At 69.9% G+C, this 23,763-nt stretch carries 22 protein-coding genes and 1 pseudogene; 15 read left to right on the top strand and 8 right to left on the bottom strand.

Annotation, left to right across the window (positions count from 1 at the left end; genetic code table 11):
- The first annotated feature begins 30 nt into the window (after positions 1-30).
- The 3 genes from LZG04_RS11325 to LZG04_RS11315 all read left to right on the top strand — a co-directional run bounded on the left by LZG04_RS11325 (position 31) and on the right by LZG04_RS11315 (position 2,441).
- The gene (locus tag LZG04_RS11325; protein WP_233815788.1) at positions 31-759 is read left to right on the top strand and encodes a TetR/AcrR family transcriptional regulator; all 729 of its coding nucleotides are present in this window, start codon (positions 31-33) and stop codon (positions 757-759) included.
- 1,022 nt (positions 760-1,781) lie between these two features.
- Positions 1,782-2,141 carry a hypothetical protein gene (locus LZG04_RS11320; RefSeq protein WP_233815787.1) on the top strand — a complete coding sequence of 120 codons (360 nt, stop codon included), beginning with the start codon at positions 1,782-1,784 and terminating at the stop codon, positions 2,139-2,141.
- Between the two features lie 159 nt (positions 2,142-2,300).
- Positions 2,301-2,441 carry a hypothetical protein gene (locus LZG04_RS11315; RefSeq protein WP_233815786.1) on the top strand — a complete coding sequence of 47 codons (141 nt, stop codon included), beginning with the start codon at positions 2,301-2,303 and terminating at the stop codon, positions 2,439-2,441.
- A 28-nt stretch (positions 2,442-2,469) separates the two neighbouring features.
- Here the strand turns inward: LZG04_RS11315 and LZG04_RS11310 are convergent, their stop codons facing one another.
- A complete protein-coding gene (locus LZG04_RS11310; protein ID WP_233815785.1) occupies positions 2,470-2,796 on the bottom strand; it encodes an RICIN domain-containing protein in 327 nt (108 codons plus the stop codon).
- 132 nt (positions 2,797-2,928) lie between these two features.
- Between LZG04_RS11310 and LZG04_RS11305 the strand changes: the two genes are divergently transcribed.
- Positions 2,929-3,810 carry a hypothetical protein gene (locus LZG04_RS11305; protein WP_233815784.1) on the top strand — a complete coding sequence of 294 codons (882 nt, stop codon included), beginning with the start codon at positions 2,929-2,931 and terminating at the stop codon, positions 3,808-3,810.
- A gap of 199 nt (positions 3,811-4,009) precedes the next feature.
- On the opposite strand, the gene LZG04_RS42955 is transcribed toward LZG04_RS11305, so the two are convergent.
- On the bottom strand, positions 4,010-4,285 hold the full coding sequence (locus tag LZG04_RS42955; protein ID WP_374202802.1) for a hypothetical protein: 276 nt from the start codon (positions 4,283-4,285) through the stop codon (positions 4,010-4,012).
- A 369-nt stretch (positions 4,286-4,654) separates the two neighbouring features.
- Here LZG04_RS42955 and LZG04_RS11295 point away from each other — a divergent pair, with 369 nt between their 5' ends.
- Positions 4,655-5,092 (top strand): DUF4383 domain-containing protein, encoded by a 438-nt coding sequence (locus LZG04_RS11295; RefSeq protein ID WP_233815783.1) that lies wholly within the window; start codon positions 4,655-4,657, stop codon positions 5,090-5,092.
- 18 nt (positions 5,093-5,110) lie between these two features.
- On the opposite strand, the gene LZG04_RS11290 is transcribed toward LZG04_RS11295, so the two are convergent.
- The 3 genes from LZG04_RS11290 to LZG04_RS11280 form a co-directional block, all read right to left on the bottom strand.
- Entirely contained in the window at positions 5,111-5,338 is a 228-nt protein-coding gene (locus tag LZG04_RS11290; protein ID WP_233815782.1) for a hypothetical protein, read from the bottom strand.
- Positions 5,339-5,513: 175 nt separating this feature from the next.
- The gene (locus LZG04_RS11285) at positions 5,514-5,765 is read right to left on the bottom strand and encodes a hypothetical protein (protein ID WP_233815781.1); all 252 of its coding nucleotides are present in this window, start codon (positions 5,763-5,765) and stop codon (positions 5,514-5,516) included.
- A 688-nt stretch (positions 5,766-6,453) separates the two neighbouring features.
- On the bottom strand, positions 6,454-6,849 hold the full coding sequence (locus LZG04_RS11280) for an ATP-binding protein (protein ID WP_233815780.1): 396 nt from the start codon (positions 6,847-6,849) through the stop codon (positions 6,454-6,456).
- Between the two features lie 138 nt (positions 6,850-6,987).
- Between LZG04_RS11280 and LZG04_RS11275 the strand changes: the two genes are divergently transcribed.
- From LZG04_RS11275 to LZG04_RS11245, 7 genes are all read left to right on the top strand, one after another.
- Positions 6,988-7,413, top strand: coding sequence for an ATP-binding protein (locus LZG04_RS11275; protein ID WP_233815779.1), 426 nt, complete (start codon positions 6,988-6,990; stop codon positions 7,411-7,413).
- 540 nt (positions 7,414-7,953) lie between these two features.
- The gene (locus tag LZG04_RS11270; protein ID WP_233815778.1) at positions 7,954-8,334 is read left to right on the top strand and encodes an STAS domain-containing protein; all 381 of its coding nucleotides are present in this window, start codon (positions 7,954-7,956) and stop codon (positions 8,332-8,334) included.
- On the top strand, positions 8,306-10,819 hold the full coding sequence (locus tag LZG04_RS11265) for a SpoIIE family protein phosphatase (protein WP_233815777.1): 2,514 nt from the start codon (positions 8,306-8,308) through the stop codon (positions 10,817-10,819). The genes LZG04_RS11270 and LZG04_RS11265 overlap by 29 nt, the downstream gene beginning before the upstream one ends.
- Positions 10,816-11,652 carry an ATP-dependent sacrificial sulfur transferase LarE gene (gene larE, locus LZG04_RS11260; RefSeq protein WP_233815776.1) on the top strand — a complete coding sequence of 279 codons (837 nt, stop codon included), beginning with the start codon at positions 10,816-10,818 and terminating at the stop codon, positions 11,650-11,652. Before LZG04_RS11265 ends, larE begins: the two co-directional genes overlap by 4 nt.
- A complete protein-coding gene (gene larB / locus LZG04_RS11255) occupies positions 11,649-12,335 on the top strand; it encodes a nickel pincer cofactor biosynthesis protein LarB (RefSeq protein WP_233815775.1) in 687 nt (228 codons plus the stop codon). Before larE ends, larB begins: the two co-directional genes overlap by 4 nt.
- Positions 12,332-13,489, top strand: coding sequence for a nickel pincer cofactor biosynthesis protein LarC (larC, locus tag LZG04_RS11250; RefSeq protein ID WP_233815774.1), 1,158 nt, complete (start codon positions 12,332-12,334; stop codon positions 13,487-13,489). The genes larB and larC overlap by 4 nt, the downstream gene beginning before the upstream one ends.
- A gap of 355 nt (positions 13,490-13,844) precedes the next feature.
- A complete protein-coding gene (locus tag LZG04_RS11245) occupies positions 13,845-14,135 on the top strand; it encodes an IS3 family transposase (protein WP_233815773.1) in 291 nt (96 codons plus the stop codon).
- A 369-nt stretch (positions 14,136-14,504) separates the two neighbouring features.
- Here LZG04_RS11245 and LZG04_RS11240 read toward each other — a convergent pair whose 3' ends face one another.
- Positions 14,505-15,131: a calcium-binding protein gene (locus LZG04_RS11240; RefSeq protein WP_233815772.1), complete on the bottom strand. Its 627-nt coding sequence runs from the start codon at positions 15,129-15,131 to the stop codon at positions 14,505-14,507.
- 524 nt (positions 15,132-15,655) lie between these two features.
- Here LZG04_RS11240 and LZG04_RS11235 point away from each other — a divergent pair.
- From LZG04_RS11235 to LZG04_RS11225, 3 genes and pseudogenes are all read left to right on the top strand, one after another.
- Entirely contained in the window at positions 15,656-15,892 is a 237-nt protein-coding gene (locus LZG04_RS11235; RefSeq protein ID WP_233815771.1) for a hypothetical protein, read from the top strand.
- A gap of 123 nt (positions 15,893-16,015) precedes the next feature.
- Complete coding sequence (locus LZG04_RS11230) at positions 16,016-16,459, top strand: ATP-binding protein (protein WP_233815770.1); 444 nt, start codon at positions 16,016-16,018, stop codon at positions 16,457-16,459.
- Between the two features lie 233 nt (positions 16,460-16,692).
- Positions 16,693-16,830, top strand: a pseudogene (locus LZG04_RS11225) (transposase); the annotation flags it as partial.
- 541 nt (positions 16,831-17,371) lie between these two features.
- Here the strand turns inward: LZG04_RS11225 and LZG04_RS11220 are convergent.
- Together LZG04_RS11220 and LZG04_RS11215 are read right to left on the bottom strand one after the other, a co-directional pair.
- Positions 17,372-17,533, bottom strand: a complete 162-nt coding sequence (locus LZG04_RS11220) for a hypothetical protein (protein ID WP_233815769.1) — start codon at positions 17,531-17,533, stop codon at positions 17,372-17,374.
- Between the two features lie 587 nt (positions 17,534-18,120).
- The gene (locus LZG04_RS11215; protein ID WP_233815768.1) at positions 18,121-23,763 is read right to left on the bottom strand and encodes an RHS repeat-associated core domain-containing protein; all 5,643 of its coding nucleotides are present in this window, start codon (positions 23,761-23,763) and stop codon (positions 18,121-18,123) included.

The following is a 23,763-nucleotide window of genomic DNA, read 5'->3' as shown; positions in this document are numbered from 1 at the left end:
ATGACAACCCCTGGCGTATAGCATCGCTACATGGTCGGATCGACGCGCCAGCACATCCTCGACGTGACCGCGGCCCTGCTCCGGGACGTCGACATCGAGGCCGTGTCCATCCGCGACGTGTGCCAGGCCGCCGGCATCACCGCGCCGACGCTGTACCACCACTTCGGCGACAAACGAGGCCTCCTCGAAGCCGTCGCCGCGGAGGGCTTCGCCCGCTACATGGCCGAGAAGCAAGGCCGCGGGCCGTCCGAGGACCCGTTCGAGGACCTGAAAGCCGGGTGGGACGGCCACGTCCGGTTCGGCCTGACGAACCCGGCGTTCTACGTGCTGATGTACGGCGGCACCAGGGCGCACGAGCACCCGTCGGCACGGGAGGGGTTGCGGGTGCTGCACGACATGCTGGTCCGCCTCGCCGAACGGGGCTGGCTGCTGGTCACGCCGGAGGAAGCCGTGCCCACCATCCACTCCGCGTGCGTCGGCACGACGTTGACGCTCATCGCCGACCCGGACGCACCGGCCCACGCCGACCTGTCCCACCGAGTCCGCGACGCCGTGTTCGCCGCCGTCGTCAAGCCGGAACCCCCGACCGGACAAGGGACCGAGGCCCTGCCCGACACGGCACGGGCACTGCTGGCAACCCTGGGCAGCCACCGCGAGTCGCCCCTGTCCCCGGGCGAACGACTGCTGCTGACCGAACTCCTCACCCGCCTGGCCACCCCTTCCCGAGGCCCGTCCGACGTGACGCTGGGGGACCGATGAGTGCTGCACCGCACTAACGAAAATGCTTCAGGGCTTGGTCGAGGAGGCCGGGCGCCGCTCGGTCGGTCGCGCACACCAGGTCGGCGAACTGTGGTGGGGCGTCGTCCACAAGCTCGGGATGCACTCGGGCGCAACCGAGGACGAGATCGACGTGCGACTCGATCACCCGCCTTCGCCGCCTCGCTGCGCAGCAAGGCCGACGGGACGGACAGCAACTTCCGGGTCATCTTGTACAGCAGGGACACGATCACCCGGACATGCTCTCAACACGGCGACACGCCTTGCTCTACAAGCGACGATGACTTTCGAGCGGCACAGGCCAACGAGCCTCTACGAGCGAAAAGTCACCCGCCTTTGACAACGACCCGCCGCGCATTGTTCCGATTCTTCGCAACACGTGCATGCGGCAAGTCTGGCCAGCTGGACGCTCAAAGCAATCACCCATAGGTGTCGACTGCACGCCACCCCCAGGGAGTGCGCCAGCGATTCCTCACATTCCAGCACGACTGGAATATCGAGACCAGCAGTACACACTCTGCGCTTCCATGGATGTGTCACCCGAACGGCAGCTTGTTCAGCGGAACCCTCACGATCCAGCATGGGTCACTGCCCGACGGTCGGGCGTTGCGAGGGGGAACTTCCGCGATCGGCACGCGCTCCCAGGAGAAGCGCTGCCCTGCCGCTGTCCCGATTCATCGCCTTCAGGCGCGAATTTCAGCTCTACCCGGGAAATGATCGCCGTTTCCGGGAATTTCGCGCCGATCAGGAATCGGGAATAATGTAGCGGTGAGGATTCGCACTGAGGCGCGCGCTGGCGCAGTTCACCATTAGGTGGCCGCCGCACGCACCTCGTGCCGCTAGGCCCTTCACTGTACCGGTCTGTTCACCTTCAGGGTCGCCCAGTCTGACCTGACCCTACAGACTGGGCGTTGCCCGTTTGGGTCCTGTTACTCCATGGCAAGACATGCTAAAAGTGTACTACCGGAGATTGACTTCGGACCCTAATGGATAGGAAAAAGATCATGAGAAAGCATCTTCTCGCGGCATTAGCAGCCATCAGCATGACTTCGTTGGGATTGATGGCGGCACCAGCGGCCAGCGCCAACGCATCGGTCGCCGCCGCCTGTGACAACAACTTCATCGGCGGCCCAAACAACTCCTCCGGGTCCCTCCAGGCACAGTCCGGTGCGGTGTGGCACAAGGGCCCCGGTGCGAACTACTGCACGATCCCCTCCCAATCCGGCTTGGCCTACGTGTGGTGCTACACGACGAGCTCGAGTGGCAACTTCTGGTATCTCGCCAGGGACAGCAACACCAGCCAGCTCGGATGGATCTGGGCCGCGTACGTCAATAGCACCTCGGGCAGCATCAACCATTGCTGACGAAGCAACACGTCCAGCGCCTCATGCTGACTCAAGTGGCACCGACACCCTCGGTCTGCTACTGCTGCTGGTGATGGTGTGCGCGGCCAATGACCACGACCGCGACGGTGGCCGAGTCATCCTCAACCGGCTCGATGACGTCGCCGCAAGGTCCGGCGCTTGTTCGCCGACGGCGGCTTCGCCGAGTGGGCCGCGACCATCCTGCGGATGACCGTCGAGGTCGTCCGCAAACCCCAGGACCAGCGTGGCTTCTCCGTCCTGCCCCGCCGCTGGGCGGGGCAGGACGGAGCCTGGCCTTGATCACCGCCCACCGCCGCCTCGCCCGCGACTACGAACGCCACCCCGAAGGCATGATCCGCTGGGCCGCCATCAGCACCATGACCCGCCGCATCACCCGCGCGGCCACCCCGCCACCCGACCCGGCCCGCGCTTGGCGCTCGAATCGTTGCTGCAGCGCCCCGGAGCAGTATTGTTGGACGACGTGCGCCTGGTCGGCCAAGCTGGCGTATTCCACGCCCATGCAGAGGTCGTTAATGACCGACACGATCTGGACATCGTCTGCCTGCGCCGGTGTCACCATGAACAGGGTGCCGAGGATCGCTGCGGCGACCGACAGGACAAGCCCGGTGAGCCCGGCCCGGTGGTCCGAGGGCACTGGCCGCGCGGCACGGCTGCCACGGCCTGGAAGCGCGCAACCATTTCAACCCGCGCCGGCGGCACCTGGTGCGCTCACGGGTGTGCGGTTGACGTGGACACGGTCCGCCCGCCCGGCGGGGTAGCGTAAATCGTGCTCAACGACCTGGACTACACCCCGCTCACCGCTCCGGTCGACCCTGCGGCGGCGTTGGCGCACGCGAAAGCGAACGGTGACCGGCCGGCTGGCAACGTGGCTTGCTGCTCGTTGTTGTTCGCCCTGGCCGCCGTCACCTTCTCCGGTTTGTTGAGCGTCCCGCTCAGCATGTACCTCGCCGACACCCATCCCGACGGTGGCGTGGGTGTCCGCCTCCTCGGGCTGCTGCCACTGGCGATCGGCCTCGGGCTGGTCGTCCCGGTCATCGTCCTGGGCCGCAGGAGCGGCCGGCAGGAACGGATCGACCACTACCGCGTCATGCAGTTCGCCGCCCGCAACGGCATGGGTTACCGGATGAAGGTCAAGGACCCGGAGCACCCCGCCGGGATCTTCGACATCGGCATCAACCGCTACGCCGTCGATGTCGTCAGCATCGAAGACCCACGCCCGATGGAGATCGGCCAGTACGGCTACTCGGCCGGCTACCATAACGGGGAACCGCGACGCTGGGGGTACGCGACCACTCCTCTCGACGCCAACCTCCCCCACCTGGTGCTGAAGTCACGGGCGAAACGCACGGGCGCCATGATCGGGTCCGGGGAAGACACCCTCGGGCAACCCGAGCTGCGTGGCCCCGGCACGGACGTTTTCAGCATCTCCGGGCCGTTCGGCAGGGTAGGGGAAATCCAGGCCCTGCTGGACCGCACCCTCTTCTCCCCCGACCTCCTGGCCCGGTACGCCGAACGCCCGGTCCACATCGAGATCGTCGAAAACCGCCTGTACTTCTTCTCCCCCGAGCCGCTGTCCACCACCGACCCGGGCACTTGGCGTTGGCTCCTCGCCCTGCTCGCCGACACCGCCGAGCGCCTGGAGTCCTGAGCCCGGCCCGCCGGAAGGATCCGTCGCATGGTCTCCCCAATTGCGCGTCCCAGGTGAGCACTGCCGGCGGAACAGCCGTGGCGGTCCGGTCTCAGCGGTCCTCAGCCGGCTATTCCCACATCGAGACGTGCCCCGTGCTGTCGCTGGTGAACGGCCGCCGGTCCCACCCGCCCCACCGCTCGCGCAGCCGCAGGCCGGCCTACCGGACCATCAGATCGAGTTCCGCGGGCCACACGTACCGGAACGGCACGGAGTGGACGTCGCCGCGACCGTCCGCGATCGTGAGGCAGTTCGAGCTCATCTCCCGGGTGGCGATGTCGTACACCTCGTACGCCCACCGGGTGCCGTTCGGCGGGTAGGGCCGGACGAGCTGCCCGGGCGGCAGCAGCGGGGTCGAGGTGGGCGGGGTTGTCGAGGCGTTCGGTGGCGGCGAGCAGTTCCCGCATCTGTTCCAAGGTGAAGCCCAGGGGTTCATCCGGCGGATGAGCATCAGGCGGGCGATGTCGGCCCGGGTGTAGAGGCGGAACCCGCCCGGTTGGGCGCGGAGGGCGTCACGAGTCCGACCTCGTCGTCGTGGCCGATGGTGCGCAACGACAGTTCGGTGCGGGCGGCGACCTGCCCGATTGCCCCGATGGTCGCAGAGCAGCCTCAGCGGCAGCTCACGTCGAAGGGGCCCACCGGGGATGTCGGCGCGGCGTGGTGGCCTCCGGTCGCGCCACCTCGTCGACCGGGCTGCTGGCCCCGCTCGCGGAGTCGGCGATTAGGCTGGGCCTGATTCGGCTTTCACAACCGCCCTCGGTGGCGACGAACGCCTCAACGGGGAGTCTGGATGCGCGGAGTCGAGATGGTGGCGCGTGCGCCGGTCAGAGTACTGGCGCTGGCGCTGAGCGCGCTGTTCGTCGTCGGCGGCATCGCCGGATTCGTCCCGGGTGCCACGGCCGACCACGACGCGATGGAGTTCGCGGGCCACACGTCGCATGCGCTGCTGTTCGGTGTGTTCCAAGTGTCGGTCCTGCACAACATCGTCCACCTGGCCTTCGGTGTCGCCGGGCTGGCCCTGGCGCGGTCGGTGCGCGGCTGCACGCTCTTCCTGGTCGTCGGCGGCATCGTCTACCTGCTGCTGTGGGTGTACGGACTGTTGGTCGACGAGGACAGCGCGGCCAACCTCCTGCCGGTCAACAGCGCCGACAATGGGCTGCACGCGGTCGTCGGGGTCGTCATGATCACCCTGGGGCTGGCACTGGGCCGGCAGGTTCCGCCACCCGCGTCCGAGGCAGGCTGAGCGGGGCGACCCGGCACGTCATCGATTGGACGACGGGAACCTGCCGCTGGGGCTGCCGAGGCCGACGAGATCGGTGTACTGGTCCTGCCACGACCGCTCGGTGGCCAACAGGTCGGCCAGCCGTTGCACCCAGGCCGCGTCCACGGGCGGCGCCCCACTTTCGACGTGTTGCCTGGTCTCCTCGCGTGCCTTGAGCCACTCGACCATCGTGGGTCCGAGCACGGGACCACCTGTTGCCTCCGGCATGAGGACGACGATACTGCCTCGTCGCAGCGCCGGGCGGGGTGGTTTCGGGTGAAGCCGGCTCAACGAAGCCAGCCGAACGCGACCAGTCCCGACAGGAGCACGGCCACGCCCATCACGGAGTTGAGGATCGCGGCCGGGACGAAGCGGGGTCGCGCCCATGCGGTGAACACCAGGATCACCACGGCGTGAGCGAGCGGCTGGCCGCATCCACCACGGTCCCCGCAGGCAGGAGCAGGGCGGCATCGAGACGGAAGGCGGTCGTGGTTCCGCGAACACCGCCGTAGACGGCGTGCCTGCCCGGCGACGGCGGCACCATCGACAACGGCCCACGCGGCACGCTGACCGTCACCGGCGTCTCCGGCAGCCCGCTGTTCATCACCGACAACAGCGCCGGTCGGGGCGGCGGCATCTGAACGGTGAACTCCACCGCGACGACCCTCACCCGGACCGCCGTGACCAACAACCAAGCACTGCCGGCCCTGGGCAACGGTTCGTGCAATCAGACTGGGGCCTCAATCGAGGCGCCGGCGTTTCCGGTTCTCGGGCCGGCAGGGTGGTGGCAGTGGACGAAGCACCGATTCGCGACCCGGGCTGGTCGGGCGCGGCGCCTCAAACAACACCCTGGACCAGCGTGCGACTCGGCCCGAGCAGGCGAAGTCGCGCCGGTCGTGGTGAAAGTCGCCTGGCGAGCGGCGACGGCCACATCGTGGCCGTGCACGGGAGCTCCCCCGGTCGACGGAACGGAACGTCCAGCCACAAGACCGAAGCCTGAGAAGCTTCATCCCACTGCACCTGTCGGGCACGCCGGCCTGCTGTGCCCGACAAAGTCAAAGCGAAGCCCACTCGTTCGCCTACGGCAACAACCTCTCCACCACGACGCTGCGCGGCGCCGTAGTGGACTGACTCGACCTGTCGGAGCCGGCCCGCCAGGCCGCACCTCCCGTCTGACTGCTCACCCGTTCACCGGCTCCACCCTGTGCCCGTCGATGTGAACGCCAGCGATCGAGTCGTGAAGCACACGGCACCACGACCACGTTCGGGCCTGGGCGAGTCGTCCGTGCCGCCACCGGTGATCACGCCCACCGGTCAACCCCGGCCGGGTGTTCACGAACGGCTCAAGCCAATCGGACCTCGGCCCAGACGGTTTTCCGGTCGGCGTCACGTCGATGTCCCCAGTTGACCGACAGCCGGTTGACCATGAGCAGGCCGCGCCCGTGTTCGGGTGTGTCCAACCTGCCCAGAACCGGCAGCAGGCTCGAGCTGGCGTCACCCACCTCGATCCGCACCAGATCGCGGTCGGGCAACCGGTACATCCGCAACCGCCGCGGTGCGTGGGCATGCCGGTAGGCGTTGCCGACCAACTGCGCGGTGACGACCTGGATGTCCACGAGCCGATCGTCACCAGCCTCGGCCGCCATGTCTGAGACCAGTCCCATCAGGGCTGCTGTGGACGGGCGACTGTCGGGTAGGTCGAGGTCGACGCTCTTTCGCGGAAGATCGACAGTGTTCACTGCACGCCCTCGATGCCTGTGGCCTCACAAGGCACAGATACGGCATCTTATACCCGCTCCGACGGACCGGTCGTCACGGCGACGACACGAGCCGCCGGAGTCGGTGTGGAGATCGGTTTCCCCGGGTAGGTCGAGGCGATGAGTGCGGTCGAGCAGGTTGGCCCCAAGGCACAGGGTGACGGACGTGGGGGCGAACGGGGTCGGCTCGTGTTGAGCATGGACCTGCGGGCCTCGCGGACGCCGTCACCAGAGCTGCGGCGGTGGGTGCGGGCAGCGTTGTACCGGGAAGACGAGGACTGCGTGGAGAAGGTATGGCTCGTCCTCGCGGAGCTGACGGCAGACGGCCACGGGTGGTCCCCGGTCGAGGTCAGGATCTGGAGGTCGATGGCCCCGTCGACGGTGCGGATCGAGGTCGAGGACGCGTGCCGCGAGATGCCCGTCCCGGGGATCTCCCGGTGGGGCGGGACACGGGGCTTCGGCTTGGTCCTCGTCGACGGCTTGGCGCGCCGATGGGGTGTCGACGTCCACTCGGCCGGCAGAACGGTGTGGGCCGATTTGGGGTGAGTTCACCGTGCCGGCGGGGTACGCAGCGTCCAGCGAGGCGACCCGGGCGGCATCCTCTCGCAGCGCCCGGTCCATCCCCTCGATCCCGCGCAGATCCTCGACCAGGGCGTCTACGGCACGGAAGCGATGCAACAGACCGGTAACGCGACGTGAGTCCCTCGGAAAGGAAATTCATGCGCGCGCACCTTGAACTCGCGCACGTCGTCGTACCGCCAACACACATGGTCGTGGGCGCCCAAACCCCGTGCGCGCTCTGCCTGCCCTGACCGGCGCAATTCCATCAGATTACTACCGGAGCTCGCCGCGACCGCGCACCACCGGACCGCGCGCTCGCAGGCAAGCCGCCGTCGATCACCGGAGCAAGCGTCTTCGCGCGGACATGGCAGTCCAGCCGACGTGGTCACGGCCGGGAATCCTTTGGGTCCGGTTCGGCCTCGCGACAGGCCGAATTGGTGGGTGAGCGTGCGGATGCCGGTTGCACCTGAATCCGGACATCGGGCATCGCGTTTCAACCTGCGCGTTTCGCGTACCCTCCGTGAGGTGGTGCTGGAGGAGGCAATCGTGGACGAGGACGAACCGCTGTCGGTCGACGTGCGGGATCGTGGCGACGACACGGTGCTGTCGGTGGTCGGTGAGCTGGACTTCGGCACGACCCCGCGCTTCCTGGAGGTCGCGGAGCCGGTCGCCGCGCTGGGGGAAGCGCTGGTGCTGGACCTCTCCGGGCTGGTCTTCTGCGACTCCAGCGCGTTGAGCGCCCTGGTGCGGTTGCACAAGGTGTCGAAGGCCGCGGGTGGCACGTTGTGCCTGGCGGCGTTGCAACCGCAGGTCAAGGCGGCCATCACGATGACGTCGCTGCACCTCATGCTGTCCATCAGCGACGAGGTGCCGCGCGGTGCGGTCGGTACCGCCGATCATGCCTGAGCGCCGTTCCGCCCGTCCCGACGGCGAGAGCGGCTACGACTTCGAGACCTTCGGGCTGTCGGACATGGTCGAGGCCGCGGCGGCGCTGCGTGGTGTCGCCGAACGGGCGTCGGGGTTCCCCGCCGCGGCCCGTGAGGTGGTCGGGTGGCTGCACGGGAGTTTCGTGGACGAGCGCGGCGCGTCGGTGCTGCCCCTGGTCCGCCTGTTCACCACGCGCCGCTTCGCGGACCTGGCCGACGACGTGCGACGGGTCGTGACGACGACGGGGGCGGAACCGCCGTCGCCGGATCTGCGGTGCCTCACGCTGGAGGCGACCGTCGGGTTGGAGCCGGAGTGGAACGACCCGGCCCGGTCCCGGGCGCACCGGGTGATCCCGCTGGCGTCCACCGACGCGCTCGCGGGCGCCCCGATGATCTCGGCGCTGGTCTCCGAGCTGGGGTTGCACCCCGCCGAGGTGGTCGCCGGGGCGATCGACGCCCGACGCAGGGGGTTCGGTGTCTTCCACGTGCCCGTGGCGACCGGCAGCTCGCGGATACCCGACCAGGAGTTCGTGGACCGCTATGCCATCTCCTCGGTGCTGGGGTTCGGCGGTGTGCTGCCCAGCGGTGACGTGTTCTGCGTGGTGATGTTCTCCAGGGCGCCGATCTCCGCCGAGGCGGCCGAGCTGTTCCGCGCGATCTCGGTGAGCGTCCGGGCCGGACTGCTCGCCCACGCGTGGAGCGGGCGGGGCGAGGTGGACCTCGCGGCGCAGCGGGATGCCCTGCACGAGCACCTCGAAGTGCTGGAGGACACCGGCCGCCGGCAAGCCGCGGCGTTGGAGAACGCCGTGCGCCGGTTGCGCGCCGAAGCCGAGCTCGTGGACACCCTGCAGGTCGTGGGCCGGCGGCTGACCGCCCAACTGGACTTGGACGTGCTGGTGCAGGACGCGACGGACGCGGCGACGAAGGCCACCGGCGCGGAGTTCGGCGCGTTCTTCTACAACCTGGTCGACCAGTTCGGCGAGTCCTACACCCTCTACAGCATCTCGGGGGTGCCCAGGGAGGCGTTCTCCCGCTTCCCGATGCCCCGCAACACGGCCGTGTTCGAGCCCACGTTCAAGGGCACCGGGACGATGCGGTCGGACGACATCACCCTCGATCCCCGGTACGGCCGCAGCGCGCCGCACCACGGGATGCCGGAGGGGCACCTGCCGGTGCGCAGCTACCTGGCGGTGTCGGTGGTTTCGCCGTCCTCGCAGGAGGTGCTGGGCGGGTTCTTCTTCGGCCACCACGAGACCGGCCGCTTCACCGCGCGCCACCAGCAGTTGGCCGAGGGCATCGCAGGGTACGCCGCGATCGCCCTGGACAACGCCCGGTTGTTCGCCCGTCAGCGCACGATGGCCATGGAACTGGCACGCAGCATGCTGCCGGTCGTGCCGCGGGTGTCCGGTCTGGAGATCGCCTCGCGCTACCTGCCCGCGGCGACCGGGTCGGAGGTGGGCGGCGACTGGTTCGACGTGATCGAGCTGAGCGCCGGCCGGACCGCGTTCGTGATCGGCGACGTCGTCGGTCGCGGTGTGACCGCCGCGGCCGTGATGGGCCAGATCCGCACCGCCGTGCGCTCGTACGCGCTGCTGGACCTGCCGCCGGTGGACGTGCTGCACAACGTCTCCGCGTTGGCGGACACAACTCCCGGCGCCACGTTCATCACCTGCTTCTACGCCGTGTTCGACCCGGTCGACCAGACGTTGACCTACGCCGTCGCGGGCCACCTGCCCGCCATCCTGCTGCTGCCCGACGGCACGACGGCGTTGATCGGCGAGAGCATGGGCATGCCGCTGGGCGTCGGTGACAAGTTCTCGCAGCAGCAGACCCTCTTCCCGGAGGGCGCCCGTCTCGTGCTCTACACCGACGGCCTCGTCGAGAGCCGCGACCGGGACCTGACCACCGGGATCGACCACCTGGTCCAAGGGCTGCGGAACCTGCCGGGCGACGTCGACGCCCAGGTGGCCTGCGACAAGCTGATCGACCGGCTCACCGGCGGTCGTCATGACGACGACGTGGCGTTGCTGCACGTCCACCACACGGGCGGTCACCGGAGGGTGGCTTCCCTGTCGCTGACCGCCGACCCGGGGATCGCCCGGAAGGCGCGGCGGTTCGTCGCCGAGCGGCTGGAGGAGTGGGAGCTGGCCCACGTCTCGGACGCCGCGCTGATCGTGACCAGCGAACTGGTCGCCAACGCGGTGAAGCACACCGACCAGCCGGGGCTCCTGCGAGTGCACCACGACGGAGCTCGGTTGACCATCGACGTCTCCGACCACCACGGTGCGGTGCCGCGCCTGTTCGAGGCAGGCCCCGAAGAAGAGCAGCACCGCGGCCTCTTCCTGGTGAACGCGTTCGCGGCGCGGTGGGGCAGCCGGACCACGACGGACGGCAAAGTCGTCTGGGCGGAGATCACCACGCGGTCGAACCGCGCCCGGCCCCAGCCACCTGGAAGGACGTCATGAGCGGTGCGAGGCAGGCCCTGACCCGACTGCGGGATCGGCTGCGACAGGAGTCCCGCCTGCTCGTCGCGTTCTCCGGTGGCGCCGACTCCGCGCTGCTGGCCGCGGTGGCCGCCGAGGCGCTCGGGGACGCCGCGCTCGCGGTGACCGCGGTGTCGGCGAGCCTGCCGGAGCGGGAACGCCGCTCCGCCCGCCGGTTCGCCCGTGCCAACGGCATCGCGCACCTGGAGGTCGCCACCGACGAGCTGGAGCGCGAGGACTACGTCGCCAACGGCCCGGACCGCTGCTACCACTGCAAGTCGGCGCTGTTCGACGCGCTGGCGCCGTTGCGCGCCCTCACCGGCGCCGCGGTCGCGCTGGGGACCAACCTCGACGACCTGGGCGACCACCGACCGGGACAGCGCGCCGCGGCCGAGCGCGGTGTGATCGCTCCGCTCGTCGACGCGGGCTTCACCAAGCAGCTCGTCCGCGAAGCCAGCGCGCTGCTGGGCCTGGGGACGGCCGACAAACCCGCCGCCGCCTGCCTGTCGTCGCGCATCGCCTACGGCGACCCGGTCACCACCGAGGCGCTCGCGCGCGTCGAAGCCGCCGAGGACGCGGTGAAGGACCTCGGCTTCCCGGTGGTGCGGGTGCGCGCGCACGCCGACGGCACGCTCGCCCGCATCGAGGTCCCCGCAGCCGACATCCCCCGGCTGACGGCGCACGCGACCGCGATCGACCGCGTCGTCCGCGGCGCGGGCTTCTCCTTCTGCTCGCTCGACCTGGCAGGTTTCACCAGTGGCCGGATGAACGTGCTGATCCCCGCGACCGCACTCACCGCCCCGCGGCCGACATGAGCGGCGCCGAGGGGTTCGCGGACCTGGGTTTCGCCCGCGTCGACACCGACCGGCAGGCACGGCAGGGACTGCCCGAGGCGGTCTACGCACCGGGCAAGCGCACCGAGGAGATCATCGCCATCGTGCGCCGGCTGCTCGAGGCCAACACCGGACCCGTGCTGGTGACCCGCGTCGAGCCCGACCAGGCCCAAGACGTGGCCGCCGCGGTCGCCGGCGCCGACCACGAACCGGACGCGCGGCTGCTGGTCTGGCGACCGGCGGCCCCGAGGTCGTTCCGGCTCGCGGTGGTGACGGCGGGTACCGCCGACGGACCGGTCGCCGCCGAGGCAGCGGCGGTCGCCACCGCCATCGGCCTGCCGGTCCGGCTGCACCGCGACGTCGGGGTGGCGGGCGTGCACCGCCTGCTCGCCATCACCGACCAGCTCGCCGACGCCGACGCGGTCGTCGTCGTAGCAGGCATGGAAGGGGCGCTGGCCTCGGTGGTCGGCGGCCTAGTGGCGTGCCCGGTCATCGCGGTGCCCACGTCGACCGGCTACGGCGCCGCCCTCGAAGGCGTGACCGCGCTGCTGGCCATGCTCACCTCCTGCGCCGCCGGCCTCACCGTCGTCAACATCGACTCCGGCTACGGCGCGGCGATGGCCGCCCACCGCCTGGCCACCACCTACGAGCGACGGACCACGTGATCCTGTTCCTCAACCCGACGTGCGGCCTGTCGGGCGACATGCTGCTCGCGGCCCTCGTCGACCTCGGCGCTCCCCTGGACCGGATCCGCGCCGCCATCGCGGCCACCGGGCTCACGGGCTGGCAACTCGACGTCGAACCGGCACACCGCAACGGAATCGCCGCCCGTCGAGCCGTGGTCACCGTCGAACCCCAGCCGACCCACCGCAACGCCTCCGAACTCATCGCGCTGGCCACCCGCGCCGAACCCGTACCGGTCGCCGAGAGGGCCGTGCGGGCACTGCGCGAACTCGCCGCCGCCGAGGGCCGCATCCACGGCATCGACCCGGCGGTGGTCCACCTGCACGAACTGGGCGGCCACGACACCGTCGTCGACATCGTCGGCGTCAGCGCGGCGGTCCACGCCCTCGACATCACCGAGGTCCACTCGGCACCCGTCGGCCTCGGCACGGGCACCGTCCGGACCAGGCACGGCATCCTGCCCGTTCCCGCGCCCGCCACCGCCGCGCTCTTGGCGGGAGCGAGGGTCCGCGGCACCGATATCGACGCCGAGACCGTCACACCCACCGGCGCCGTGCTGCTGCGGGCGCTCGACACCCGCTACACCCCGATGCCGGAGTCCACGGTGACGCGGGTCGGCTACGGCGCGGGGTCGCGGGAGTTCCCGGACCGCCCCAACGTCTTGCAGGCCGTGCTGGCCGAACCGGTCGGCCGCGGCGGGCACACCGCCATGGCGGTGCTGGAGACCACCGTCGACGACGTGACCGGCGAAGCCCTCGGCCACACCGTGGACGTGCTGCTGGAGGCGGGTGCCGCCGACGTGTGGATCACCTCTGTCGGCATGAAGAAGAACCGGCCCGGCCACGTCGTGCACGTCCTGTGCCCACCGCACCTCGCGTCGGAACTGGGGACGCTGCTGCTCCGCAGCACCGGCAGCCTCGGCTTGCGCCGCACGACCGTCGACCGCCTGACCCTCCCCCGCACCACCACGACCACCACCGTCCAAGGACACCCCGTGCGCGTCAAACAAGGGCCTTGGACCACCAAGCCCGAGCACGACGACGTCGTAGCCCTGTCCGCCGCACTCGGGTTGTCCTACCAGGAGGCCCGCAACAGGGTTCCGGCGCAACTGCCCGACCGACGCGCTGACGGTTAGACGAGCGCGGCACCGGACCACTCGACCACAGCGTCACCCCTGCGCCTGCTGCCCATAGCGTTCGGAAAAGGACGTGGAGATTCTGGCTCTATGCCCACAGACGCCGCCGTGGGCGCGCTGCGCCCGCAGCTCGACGGCGGCGGTGACATCCGCCAATCGGAGGTTGGCGGCCCCCTCCGTGACGCGCGGGGAAGTCGAGCGCGTCGAAGGGGATGCGCGAACGCCGAAACCGGTCAGCCGCCGGTGCGGCGGCCGAATCCGGACGGCACCGGACAGGTTCAGCGGCTGGCGCCGTCACGATGGGCGAGGGCGGCGTCGCCGCCCCACGGCAACGCCGGCGCACTCGGCGTTGAGGGTGGCCAGCAGCGCGAGCGTCTGGCGGCCGAACGCCTCCTCGACCAGCGGCGTGTTGCCGCAGCTGAGGCTTGCGAAGGTCGTGCTTCGACAACGCGGTAGCGGAACGTTCTTCGCCACCCTCAAGACCGAGATCGGCACCACCGTCTGGGACACCCGCGACGCCGCTCGACGCGGCGTTTTCGCTTACCTGGGCTACTACAACCACGACCGTTTACATTCGACAGTCGACTACCGCGCCCCGTACGAGGTCCGCGTCGGCTGTCGTCAAGATTCTCGCTTCGTGGCATGAAATTTGGTGTCCGGTCCTCGGGAACAACCTCATGATCACCGTCCCCTCCACCCTGGTCATCACCTGACGGGGAGCCACCAGCCCGACCATGTTGCCAGACCCGGTGTCCCAACAGCGCGGATGAACACGATCATGGAGCGCTCGATCCGCAACCGCGGACACGAACTCCTCGACCGAACGCTGAGACCACCACCACCGGCCACAGAGCAGGTTGCGGTCACCAGCTCGGCATCCACCGACTGCAGCGACCGGGCGACATCCTCAACAAGTACCACCACGACGCCTGACCTGCATTGAGGATGTTTCGGCAGGAACAGCGGCGCCGACCGCCGGGCCGGTGACGGCCCGGCGTCGTGCGTGTGTTGGCGGTTAGCAGCTGAGTTTGGTGTCGGTCGTGTCGGTGGTGCAGGTGTCGGTGCCGTTGCCGCCGTCGGCGGTGTCGCCGCCGAGTCCGTCCTGGACGTTGATGGTGTCGTTGCCGTTGGAGCCCTTCATGGTGTCGTCGCCGGAGGTGTCGGTGAGGTTGTCGTCGCCGGCTTGGCCGTCGAGGGTGTCGTCGACGGGTCCGCCGACGATGATGTCGTTGCCGTTGTCGAACAGCCAGGTGAACAGGCCGGCGACGAGGTCTTCACCGAAGCTGCGGTCGTTGCCACCTTGGCTGTGCAGGGTGTCGTTTCCGTTGCCGCCGTTGATGATGTCGTCGCCGTCACCGGCGTAGATGGTGTCATCGCCGTTGCCGCCGGTGATGGTGCTGGAGGCGGATCCGCCGTAGATGACGTCGTTGCCGTGCCGCCGTTGATGGTGGTGGCGTATCCGAGACCGCAGATCACATCGGAACCGTTGGTGCCGGCGAGGGTGGACGAACCGGGGCTGCCGAACACGGTGCGACAAGGCGATGGGGCGGCGCCGGAGAACGTGATCGCCGCGCTGACGCCGGTGGCGTCGACCGGGCCGCTGCGGCGACCAGCCTGCCGGCGACGATATCGCCCTGATCACCGCCCGGCACAGCCCTGTGCCAGACCCGCCCGACACGACGCCGACCGCCCCATGAGACGTGCGTCTTGGCCGACCGGGAAAGGCCGACGACGACGCGGCGATGACCGTCGCCCCTCGGTGGCGACCCGCCGTGGCGTTGAGGGCTTGATCACGTCGTACGCGGGAGTGGTTGCCGAAGCGTCGGGAGCGGCCAGCTGGAAGCATCCGGCCGTCCGGGAGTGCGGCCTCGCAGCAAACGGCAGGGACCATTCGTCGAACCTGCGCCGCTCACGGCGGACCTTCGACCGGCGGCACCGTATTCGTCAGGTGCGCCCATACCGCCTTGCCCGCCAGGCCTGGCGTGCTGCCCCAGGCAGTCGCCAAGTTCAGGGTCACACGACGAGAAGTGACCACGCGGGGCGCCTGATCGACGCCATACCGCTCACCCTGCTCTGAGCACCTTTTCCCAGGTCAGCCATCGGCAGCGGCACCCATCAGCCGGCTGCGTGCCGTTTCCGGACGTGTGAAAATGTCTTCGTAGTCGAGTGGGCTCCCAGTTGTCGACGGTAGCCGTGAACAGCGGTGTACCGAGGCCGGCTGCTGCGCCGGCCACAGCCAGCGGCTCGGTCGAGATCGTCGCGTGCGACCTGGCGAAGCGGTTCGACGCCTTCGACCTGTCGTTCCTGCCGGTCGACCTCATCGACGAGCAACTGGTGCATGACCCCCGACGGCCCAAGACTCAGGCGGCGACACCCACACCGGCATTGAACCGAATGGGCTAACCACGCATGGGGTGCGAACGTTTCGGGCAATCCGATGTAGTGAACAACGCCCGCTCGAACCCCGAACATCCCACCGCGGGGGCCACTTCGGACCCGGACAGCGCAACCGGTTCAGGTGAAGGGATGACGATTGCGCACGACGAGCGCGGTGCGGACGGTCACGCCGACGCGGGCCGGACCACCGGCCAGGTGGCGGTGGACACCTCGGTGCCCTGCGACGACCTCGCCGCCGTGCGCAACCGCATCGGCGAAGTACTGCACACGTGTGACGAGGGCTTCGTCCTCGACGTGCAACTGGTGGCCACGGAGCTGGCGTCCAACGCCTGCGACCACGCCGACCACCCCCGGCACCTGCTGCTGCGCCGGGAAGTCCACCCCGAGCGCGGGCCCGAACTCGTCGTCGAGGCTCGCGACGCCACCCCCCACCGCACACCGGTCGTCGGTTCCTCCAGCGTCAGCCCCGAACGGGGCAACGGCATGACCATGATCGAAACGATCTGCAACGCCTGGGGCGTTCGCCAGGAGGACGGCGGCAAAGTCGTCTGGGGCCGCATCCCCATCCCCTGACCGATTCCGCCCCCTCCAACGGAAGGTCTGGCAGAGCGGCGCTTCGACAAAGGTCCGAAGACCGCCCGCTCAGCAGGGGCGCCGAAAGCCGTCCGCCCCGGTTCGGGACGACCAGCCGGATCGAAGAACTGCGTTATCGCGTAACGCTTGGACGTCGGACTCCTCCTGGCTACCAGCCAGGCACACACCCGACCGGCCCACCACAAGAAGGGTGACAAACCTTGCCGAACAGGATCCAGTGGGAGTTTCTTCCGCAGGAGCTCGGTTTCGGCTCCGGGATGACCTGCTGGAGAAAGCTGCGTGACTGGAACGGGGCCGGTGTCTGGTCCCAGTTGCACGAACTGCTGCTCGCCGAGCTGCACATGCGCGGCGGGCACACCCACCAGCGACCACGAAGCCGCCACAACCGCGCTCACCACCGCTCCGAGGGTGGATCTGACCCTGGATTTGCGCGCACCGATCTCCTTCCAGTTCACCGCGCACGCGGAACCGGTCGACCACAATTGGGAGAGCTGCGTAACTCGTACGTGTCATCGCCGCACCGGAAGCGCGTTACGATCAAAAGTCGAGGAATACTCCCATATGCCGACGGCGAGTGACCGGTGGCTCGACGGTCAGGTGTACACAGACCACCCTCGACGGCGTCGTCGAGTCGGTGAACCTCGCGGTCTTGGGAACCTTCCTGGCCTGCTCGGACGGAACCGGCGGAAAAGACCAGGCAGCAGCCGCGAAGAGCGCGCCTGTCGAAGCTTTGGGGCTGCATCCAGCGATCCGCGATTCGCCGCCAGCCGAGGGGCAGGCAAAGCCCGACCGGCACACCGGGCATGGCCGACGCCCTTGCGGCCGCCGAACGTGGCGAGCGGGTCACCGTCATACCGGACAGCCCACTCGGCGAGCACGTCCGCGCACGGCTCACCGTTGGCTGTTCTTCCAGGACTCCGCGCGCAGCACCGTCTCGACTTGGCCGCTGTCGTCCAGCGCGCAGCGCAGCAGGGTCTGGTAGGTGGTGGCCGGGGTGCCGCCGCCGTAGCCGTAGGCGAACGCGTCGCGGGTGGAGCGCGGGGGCAGTGGCACCGGGTCCACCCGCATGCGCGCGTCGTCGGCGGAGGTCAGGTCGAGCAGTGTGATCGTGGTGCCCAGTTCGTCGTCGCCGGCCAGGATGGTCCGGTCGTCCCACTCGGCGACCCGGCAGCCGCTTCGCTTGGTTCACGTCGACCTCGGTGAGGGTCTTGCGCCAGGCGTCGACCAGCGGCCCGTCCCGCGGGACGCTGTAGACGGCGTAACCGTCGTCGGCCACCGGGACGTAGTCCTGCGACCGGGTGACCAGTCCTTGTTCCTTCGCCGCGCCGCGCGGCTGCCACTCCAGCAGCCCGACGGCCTCGGCGTAGGCGTCGCCGCGCGGGTCGTCGACATCCAGATCCCGTTCGAGTTCGCGCAGTTCGGTCAGTTCACGGCCCACCAGGTCCGTGTCGGCGACCGGGCGGGCCGGGGTGAGGTACCGCTCCAGCTCGATCGGCGGGGTCGGGCGCCTCGGGCGGCACACCAGGTACCAGCCCTCGCCCCGGTCGGGCTGGCGCTCGTGCGCGTCGCGGACCTTGGCCGGCACGTCCGCGGCGTCGGCGGCCAACGCCGCGAACGCCCAGCCACCGCGTCGTCCCGGGCTACCAGCCGAGAACGGACAGGCCCACGTCGATCGACGAGTCCACGATGTCGGATCCGGAGATCTCGCCGTCCCGGGCCTTCTCCCTGATGCTGCCGTCGGCCGCGGCCTGCATGCCGATGCCGATGTCGAACAGGCGGCTGCCCACCAGGTTGTGGGGTTCGATGCCGTCCTCGATGTAGGCGCCGAAGATGTCGATGACCGGGTCGGCCGCCTTGGCCACCTCGCCACCGAGCATGTTGCCGAGGTAGGCGCCACCGCCCGCGCCGGCCACCATGCCGGTGGGCGAGCCCAACATGCCGAACGGCGCACCCAACAGCCCGCCCACCCCGCCGCCGATCAGGGCGCCGCCCCACGAGAAGCCCGTCTCGATGCCGGTCTTGATCGCCGCCGCCACCGGGCGGTCACCCGTGGCCCGGTAGTCCGCGTAGGACAGACCCGGACCCAGGAGAGCGCTCAGCCGCCCCAGGCTCCGCACCCACTTGTGGTCGAGGACGTCGAGCACCTTGCCGTACCAGCGGTTGAGCTGGATGAACTCGTTGTAGTCGCCGAACTTCCCCAACGCCAGGATGTGCTCCTCGATCAGGTCCGACCGCTTGAGCCCTTCCAGCACGGCACCGAGGACGTCGTTGATCTTCTTGGGGGTGGAGAAGACTGTCTCGGACGGCAGGATCCGGCCGGTGCCGTTCGGCTTGCCGCGCGGCTTGTACGGCTTCGACTTCGGGTTGTCCTCCTTGTTCTGCAACGCCCTGGAGTCCACGTACCCGCAGTTGTCGCACTCGGACGTGAACAGGCCCGACGCGTCCTGGGACGTTACCGGCGTGTTGTTGGCGTAGGCGTACCCGTGCAGCTGCTGCGGGTCGGACAGGTCCATCACCGGGTCGAGGGACAGGAACCGGCCCAGCTCCGGGTCGTAGTCGCGGGCGCCGAGGTGGGTCAGCCCGGTCGAGGGGTCGTGCTCGCCGCCGACGAAGGACTTCTCCCCCGGCCACGCCGTCGGCGCCGTTCCGCGTGGCACGCCGAACGGGTCGAACCGGCGTTTGGTCACCTGGAGCGTCTGGGAGTTCACCGCGACCTGCGGTGTGCCCTGGTGGTCGCCGGCCAACCAGGTGAGCGCCGCGCCCTGGCGCACGGCCACGGTCTCGTCATGGAACGTGTAGTACCTGGTCGCCTTCGGGGTGCTGCTCCCCTTGGCCAGCCGCACCTCCTGGTTCAGCAGGTACAGCGTGGTGCCCCCCGGATCGGTCTTGAGCAGCCGCTCGCCGTCCGCGGTGTGGACGAACGACGTGGTCGCGCCGCCCTTGGTGACCGACGTCAGGGTGCCCTCCTCGTCCCAGTCGAACCTCTCGCCGGTGCGGGTGGTGGTGTTGCCGGCCTCGTCGTAGGTGTAGTCGACGGTGTTGGTGCCCGAAGGGGACGTGGTGGTCACCGACGACACGGTGTGCCCCGACGGGTAGGTGTAGGTGCTGGTCGTGCCGTTCCTGGTGGCGGTCAGCCGGTTGCCGGCCGGGTCGTAGGTGTAGCCATTGCGGTACTGGGCCGGACCGCCCAGCGCGGCGGCCGGGTCCGCGCAGGACGCGGCCGGGGTCCACGCGGCGGTCAGGCGGCGCAGGCCGTCGTAGCGGAAGCACTGGGTGTCCGCGGCGAGGCCGATCGGGCGGTCGGTGATCGAGGTGATGTTGCCCTGCGGGTCGTAGGTGTGGTTGATGTCGGTCTGCATCGGGGCCGGCACCTCGGCGTCGACGATCGTGCGCTTCAACCGGCGGGTGCTGTCCTCGTAGTACCGGGAGATCCACGCGCGCTTCGTGCCCGAGCCGAGCTGAAGGCGCTCGACCTCGCCGTAACGGGTGTAGGCGGTCGCGCCCACCAGGTCGACGGTGTCGCCCTGGTAGGTCCCGGTGCTCGACCTCGGCCGGCCCGCGTCGTCGAGGACGTAGTCGACCGTCTCGGTCTCCAGTCCACCGACCTCCGGGTACGACTCGCCGGACAGGCTGCCGTCCCAGCCGTAGGAGGCGAACCAGGTGTAGGTCCCGGCGAGCGGGGCCAGAGCCGGGTCGGTGGCCGGGATCGTCACCGACTTCTCCGTCGGCCGGTACAGCTGGGAGTAGTTGCCGATGCTGGTGGTGTACCGGTGGCCGCCGGCGAACCGGGTGGTCGTCGCCGGGTGGCCCTTGCCGTTGGAGGCCGTGTCGTAGGTCCACTCGGCGAGCCGGGTGCCGCCGACCTGGCCGCGGTAGCTGCCGGTGCGGCGGCCGAGCCCGTCGTAGGAGAAGGCGACCGTCCCGCCCCGCCCGTCGGTCGTCGTGGTCAGCCGGTCCGCGTCGTCGTAGGTCATCGCGGTGACGCCCTGGTCCGGGTCGTCCAACGTGGTCATCCGGCCGCGCAGGTCGTACTCGGCGCGCCAGGTGTTGCCCGCCTCGTCCACGACCTGCGCGATCCGCCCCGCCTTGGTGTACCGGTAGGTGGTCGAGTGGTAGCCCGAGCCGTGGTGCTGGCGCAGCTCGACGGTCCGCCCGTGCGCGTCGGTGATCGTGGTGGTCGGCGTGCCGCCCTGGCGCGGGGTCACGTGCACCCGGTCGCCGCCGTACTCCGTGGTGGTCCGCCACTCGAAGCCGGTGCCCTTGAGCACCTCCGCGACCGGTCGGCCGGCGTCGTCGAACTCGGTCACCGTCATCGCGGGCACCGCCGCGTCCGCCGGGAACACGAGGTCGGTGCCGACCTGGCCCTCGTTGTAGTACGGCCGGGTGACCTTGAACGGCCGGCCGTGCGAGTCGTAGCGGGTGTCGGCCAGCAGCCGGCCGCCTCCCGCCGCCGGTGTCTGCTTCTGCCGCAGCCGCAGCAGCCCGTCGTACAGCTCGGTCGCGGCGGTGAACACCCCGTTCGGGCCGATCCGCGTGGTCGTCACCGCGACCGGCCCGGTGGTGCGCACCTCGTAGGCGAACCGGGCGTTGCCCCGCGCGTGGGTCGCCCTCGGTCGGTTGGGCAGCCAGATCTCCGTCCGGCGGCCCAGGGCGTCGTAGTCGGTCTCGGTGACCCGGCCGTTGGGGTCCTCCACCTTCGCGGCCTGGCCGGAGGACGGGTCGTGGGTGGTCGTGGTGACCAGCCCGGCGGCGGTCGGCCCGGCCCGCGGCGCGGTCACCGCTGTCGTGGTGGTGGGTCCGCCGATCGCCGGTGTGTACGCGGTCGTGGTCGTGTTGCCGAGGGCGTCGGTGGACGCGGTGACCCGGCCGTGGGAGTCGTACGCGGTGGTTGACGTGGTCACGTAGACCGGTCCGGTCGCGGGCCGCTCCTTCGCGACCTCGATCCGGGTCGGGTTGCCGTCGGCGTCGTAGGTGATCTTCCGGTCGGTGATCGCGTCGCGGGGGAAGACCGGGGTCCGGTCGCACCGGACCGCGAAGGTCTCGGTGCGCGACGGGAGGTCGACCAGCCACCGGGTGGTGTCCTCGCGGTAGCCGGTCAGCGTGCAGCGGTCGTCTTCGGGGTCGTCGACGTCGCCTTCGTCATCGACCTTCGTGGCCCGGCCGTGGTCGTCGTAGGCGGTGCTCATGCGGGTGGTGCGCCGCCCGCTGGTGAGCAGCGTGTAGGTGGTGGTGACGCCCGGCAGCACCCGGTGCGCCCGGAACGGCCCCCTGGTCGCGGTCGGGCCCGTCACGTGCGGATCGGTGATCGTCTTGGTCAGCCGGGGCGGCTCGGACGGCGAGGCCTGCTCATGGCGGAACGAGGCGTTCTCGAACTCGAACCCGCGCAACCAGTCGACGTCGGCGCGCACCTTGTTCTCCGAGTCCTTCACCTCGGCCGCCCTGGTCGCGCCGCCCGGCAGCTTGTCGCCGTGCATGCCGCGGTGGAACCGCTGCTCGGCCATGGTCCGGTTGCCGTCCTGGCCGGAACCGGTGCGCACCCGGACGGTGGCGAAACCGCGGAACTCGTTCCAGGTCTTGCGGTCCTCCTCACCGGAGTCGGCGGTCGGCCAGTGCCAGGCGGCCCCGCCCAGGTACTCGTAGTGGGTCTCGTGGGCGAGACCGCCGGCCAGACCATCCACTTGGGACACCTGGGCGACGACGTACTTGTGGAAGTGGTCGGTGCGCTCCGGCGCGCCCGTGGGCTTCCACTTCGACGGGAAGCAGCGCAGGGTGTTGGTGTGCGGCTCGGCCGGCATGGTGCGCCCGGCCACGCACTCCGGCTCGGCGTACCGGATCGAGACGGCGCCGCCGGTCTCGGACACGATGGTGTTCATCCGGAACCGGACCAGCGAGGCGTACCCGTCGTCGCCGCCGTGCACCCGGTTGACGAGCCGGGCACCGTGGAACGTGACCTCGGGCAGGCTGAGCGTGCCGTCGGCGTGACCGGCGTGGGTGATGCCCGCGAGCCACAGCGCGGGCTTCTCCCCGTCGCCCGGGTCGGGCAGTTCGTGCCGCAAGGTCCACGAGTCCACGGGCTGGTAGGAGCCGTCACGCAGGACCCTGGTGGTGATCGTGCGGAGCCGCTTGGTGGTCCAGAACGTCGGCGACCACAGGTTCGGACAGCTCCCGCCGTCGCACTTGAGGTCCAGCGGCACGTCGGGCAGGTTGTCGGGCTTGGACCACGTGCAGTCCGAGTCCCGGACGCACCGGTCGACCGTCGTGAAGTCGACCACCCCGGTGGCGCGCACCGACGCGTCGTCGGCCCGCAGGCCGTAGCGGACCTGGTGCAGCCAACCACCCCGGTCGTAGGCCGCCGCGACGCTGTTCTTGTCGCGGCCGTAGTGGTTGCCCTCCTTCTGGTAGGTGAACAGCACCATGTTGCCGTTGCGGTCCACGATCTTGTCCAGGTTCCACCGGTACGCCTGGACGCAGCCGGACGACGCGAACGACCCGGGCACGTGGCACGGCTCGCCCGCGTCGTCCCCGTAGACCGGCACCGTCCAGGTCGACGCCGCCGACGGCACCGTGCCGAAGTGGTACTGGGTGCCGTCGACCGTCGTGATCCGCCACGACTCGCCGTTGTCGTCACCGTTGCCGCCGGTGGTGATCCGCTCGACCCGGGAGCCGTCGTCGTTCTTCGGCCGCCACACGCCGGTCGCGTCGTCCCGGATCAGCGGTGTCGCGCCACCGTTCAACGACAACGTCGCGTTGTCGCTGCGCCAGCACAGGTCCCCGGGCTGGCCGTCCTCGCCGCCCAGGTCGTCCGAGCACGACCGGTAGTCGCGCTCCACCGACCCCGGCCACAACGACCACCCGTCACCGACCCAGGACGCCTGGTTGTTCGTCGAGGACGTCAGCCCGTCCACCGCGCTGGAGGAGTACGACAGCGCGATGTCCGGGGTGAGCCCGCCGGGTGCCGGCGGCACCCTCAGCGGGTAGCTCCAGCTGAAGTCGCCGGTGTGGGCGGAGACGTCCCAGGTCGCCGACGGCTTCATCGCGGTCGCGGCGTAATCGCCCGACCCGGGGTCGATCGGCCGCGGCCCCTGGTCCCCGCTCAGGCCCGGGCCGGTCTGGTCGTCGGCCGGCGGACCTGCGTCGCCCTGCCCGCTCACCGGGACCGAGCCGACGGAGGGCAGCGGGACGGACGGACCGCCCGCCGCCACCGCGTTCGGCGGGACCTGGACCAGCGCCGCCACCAGGGCGAGCGTCACGACCAGGGCACAGCTGCGCTTGCGTACAGGCAT

Origin of the sequence: Saccharothrix sp. S26 (genome assembly GCF_021390395.1) — a bacterium.
Classification (GTDB): domain Bacteria; phylum Actinomycetota; class Actinomycetes; order Mycobacteriales; family Pseudonocardiaceae; genus Actinosynnema.
Note: the sequence above shows the minus strand (reverse complement) of the source record. Positions and strands in the feature narration are given on the sequence as shown.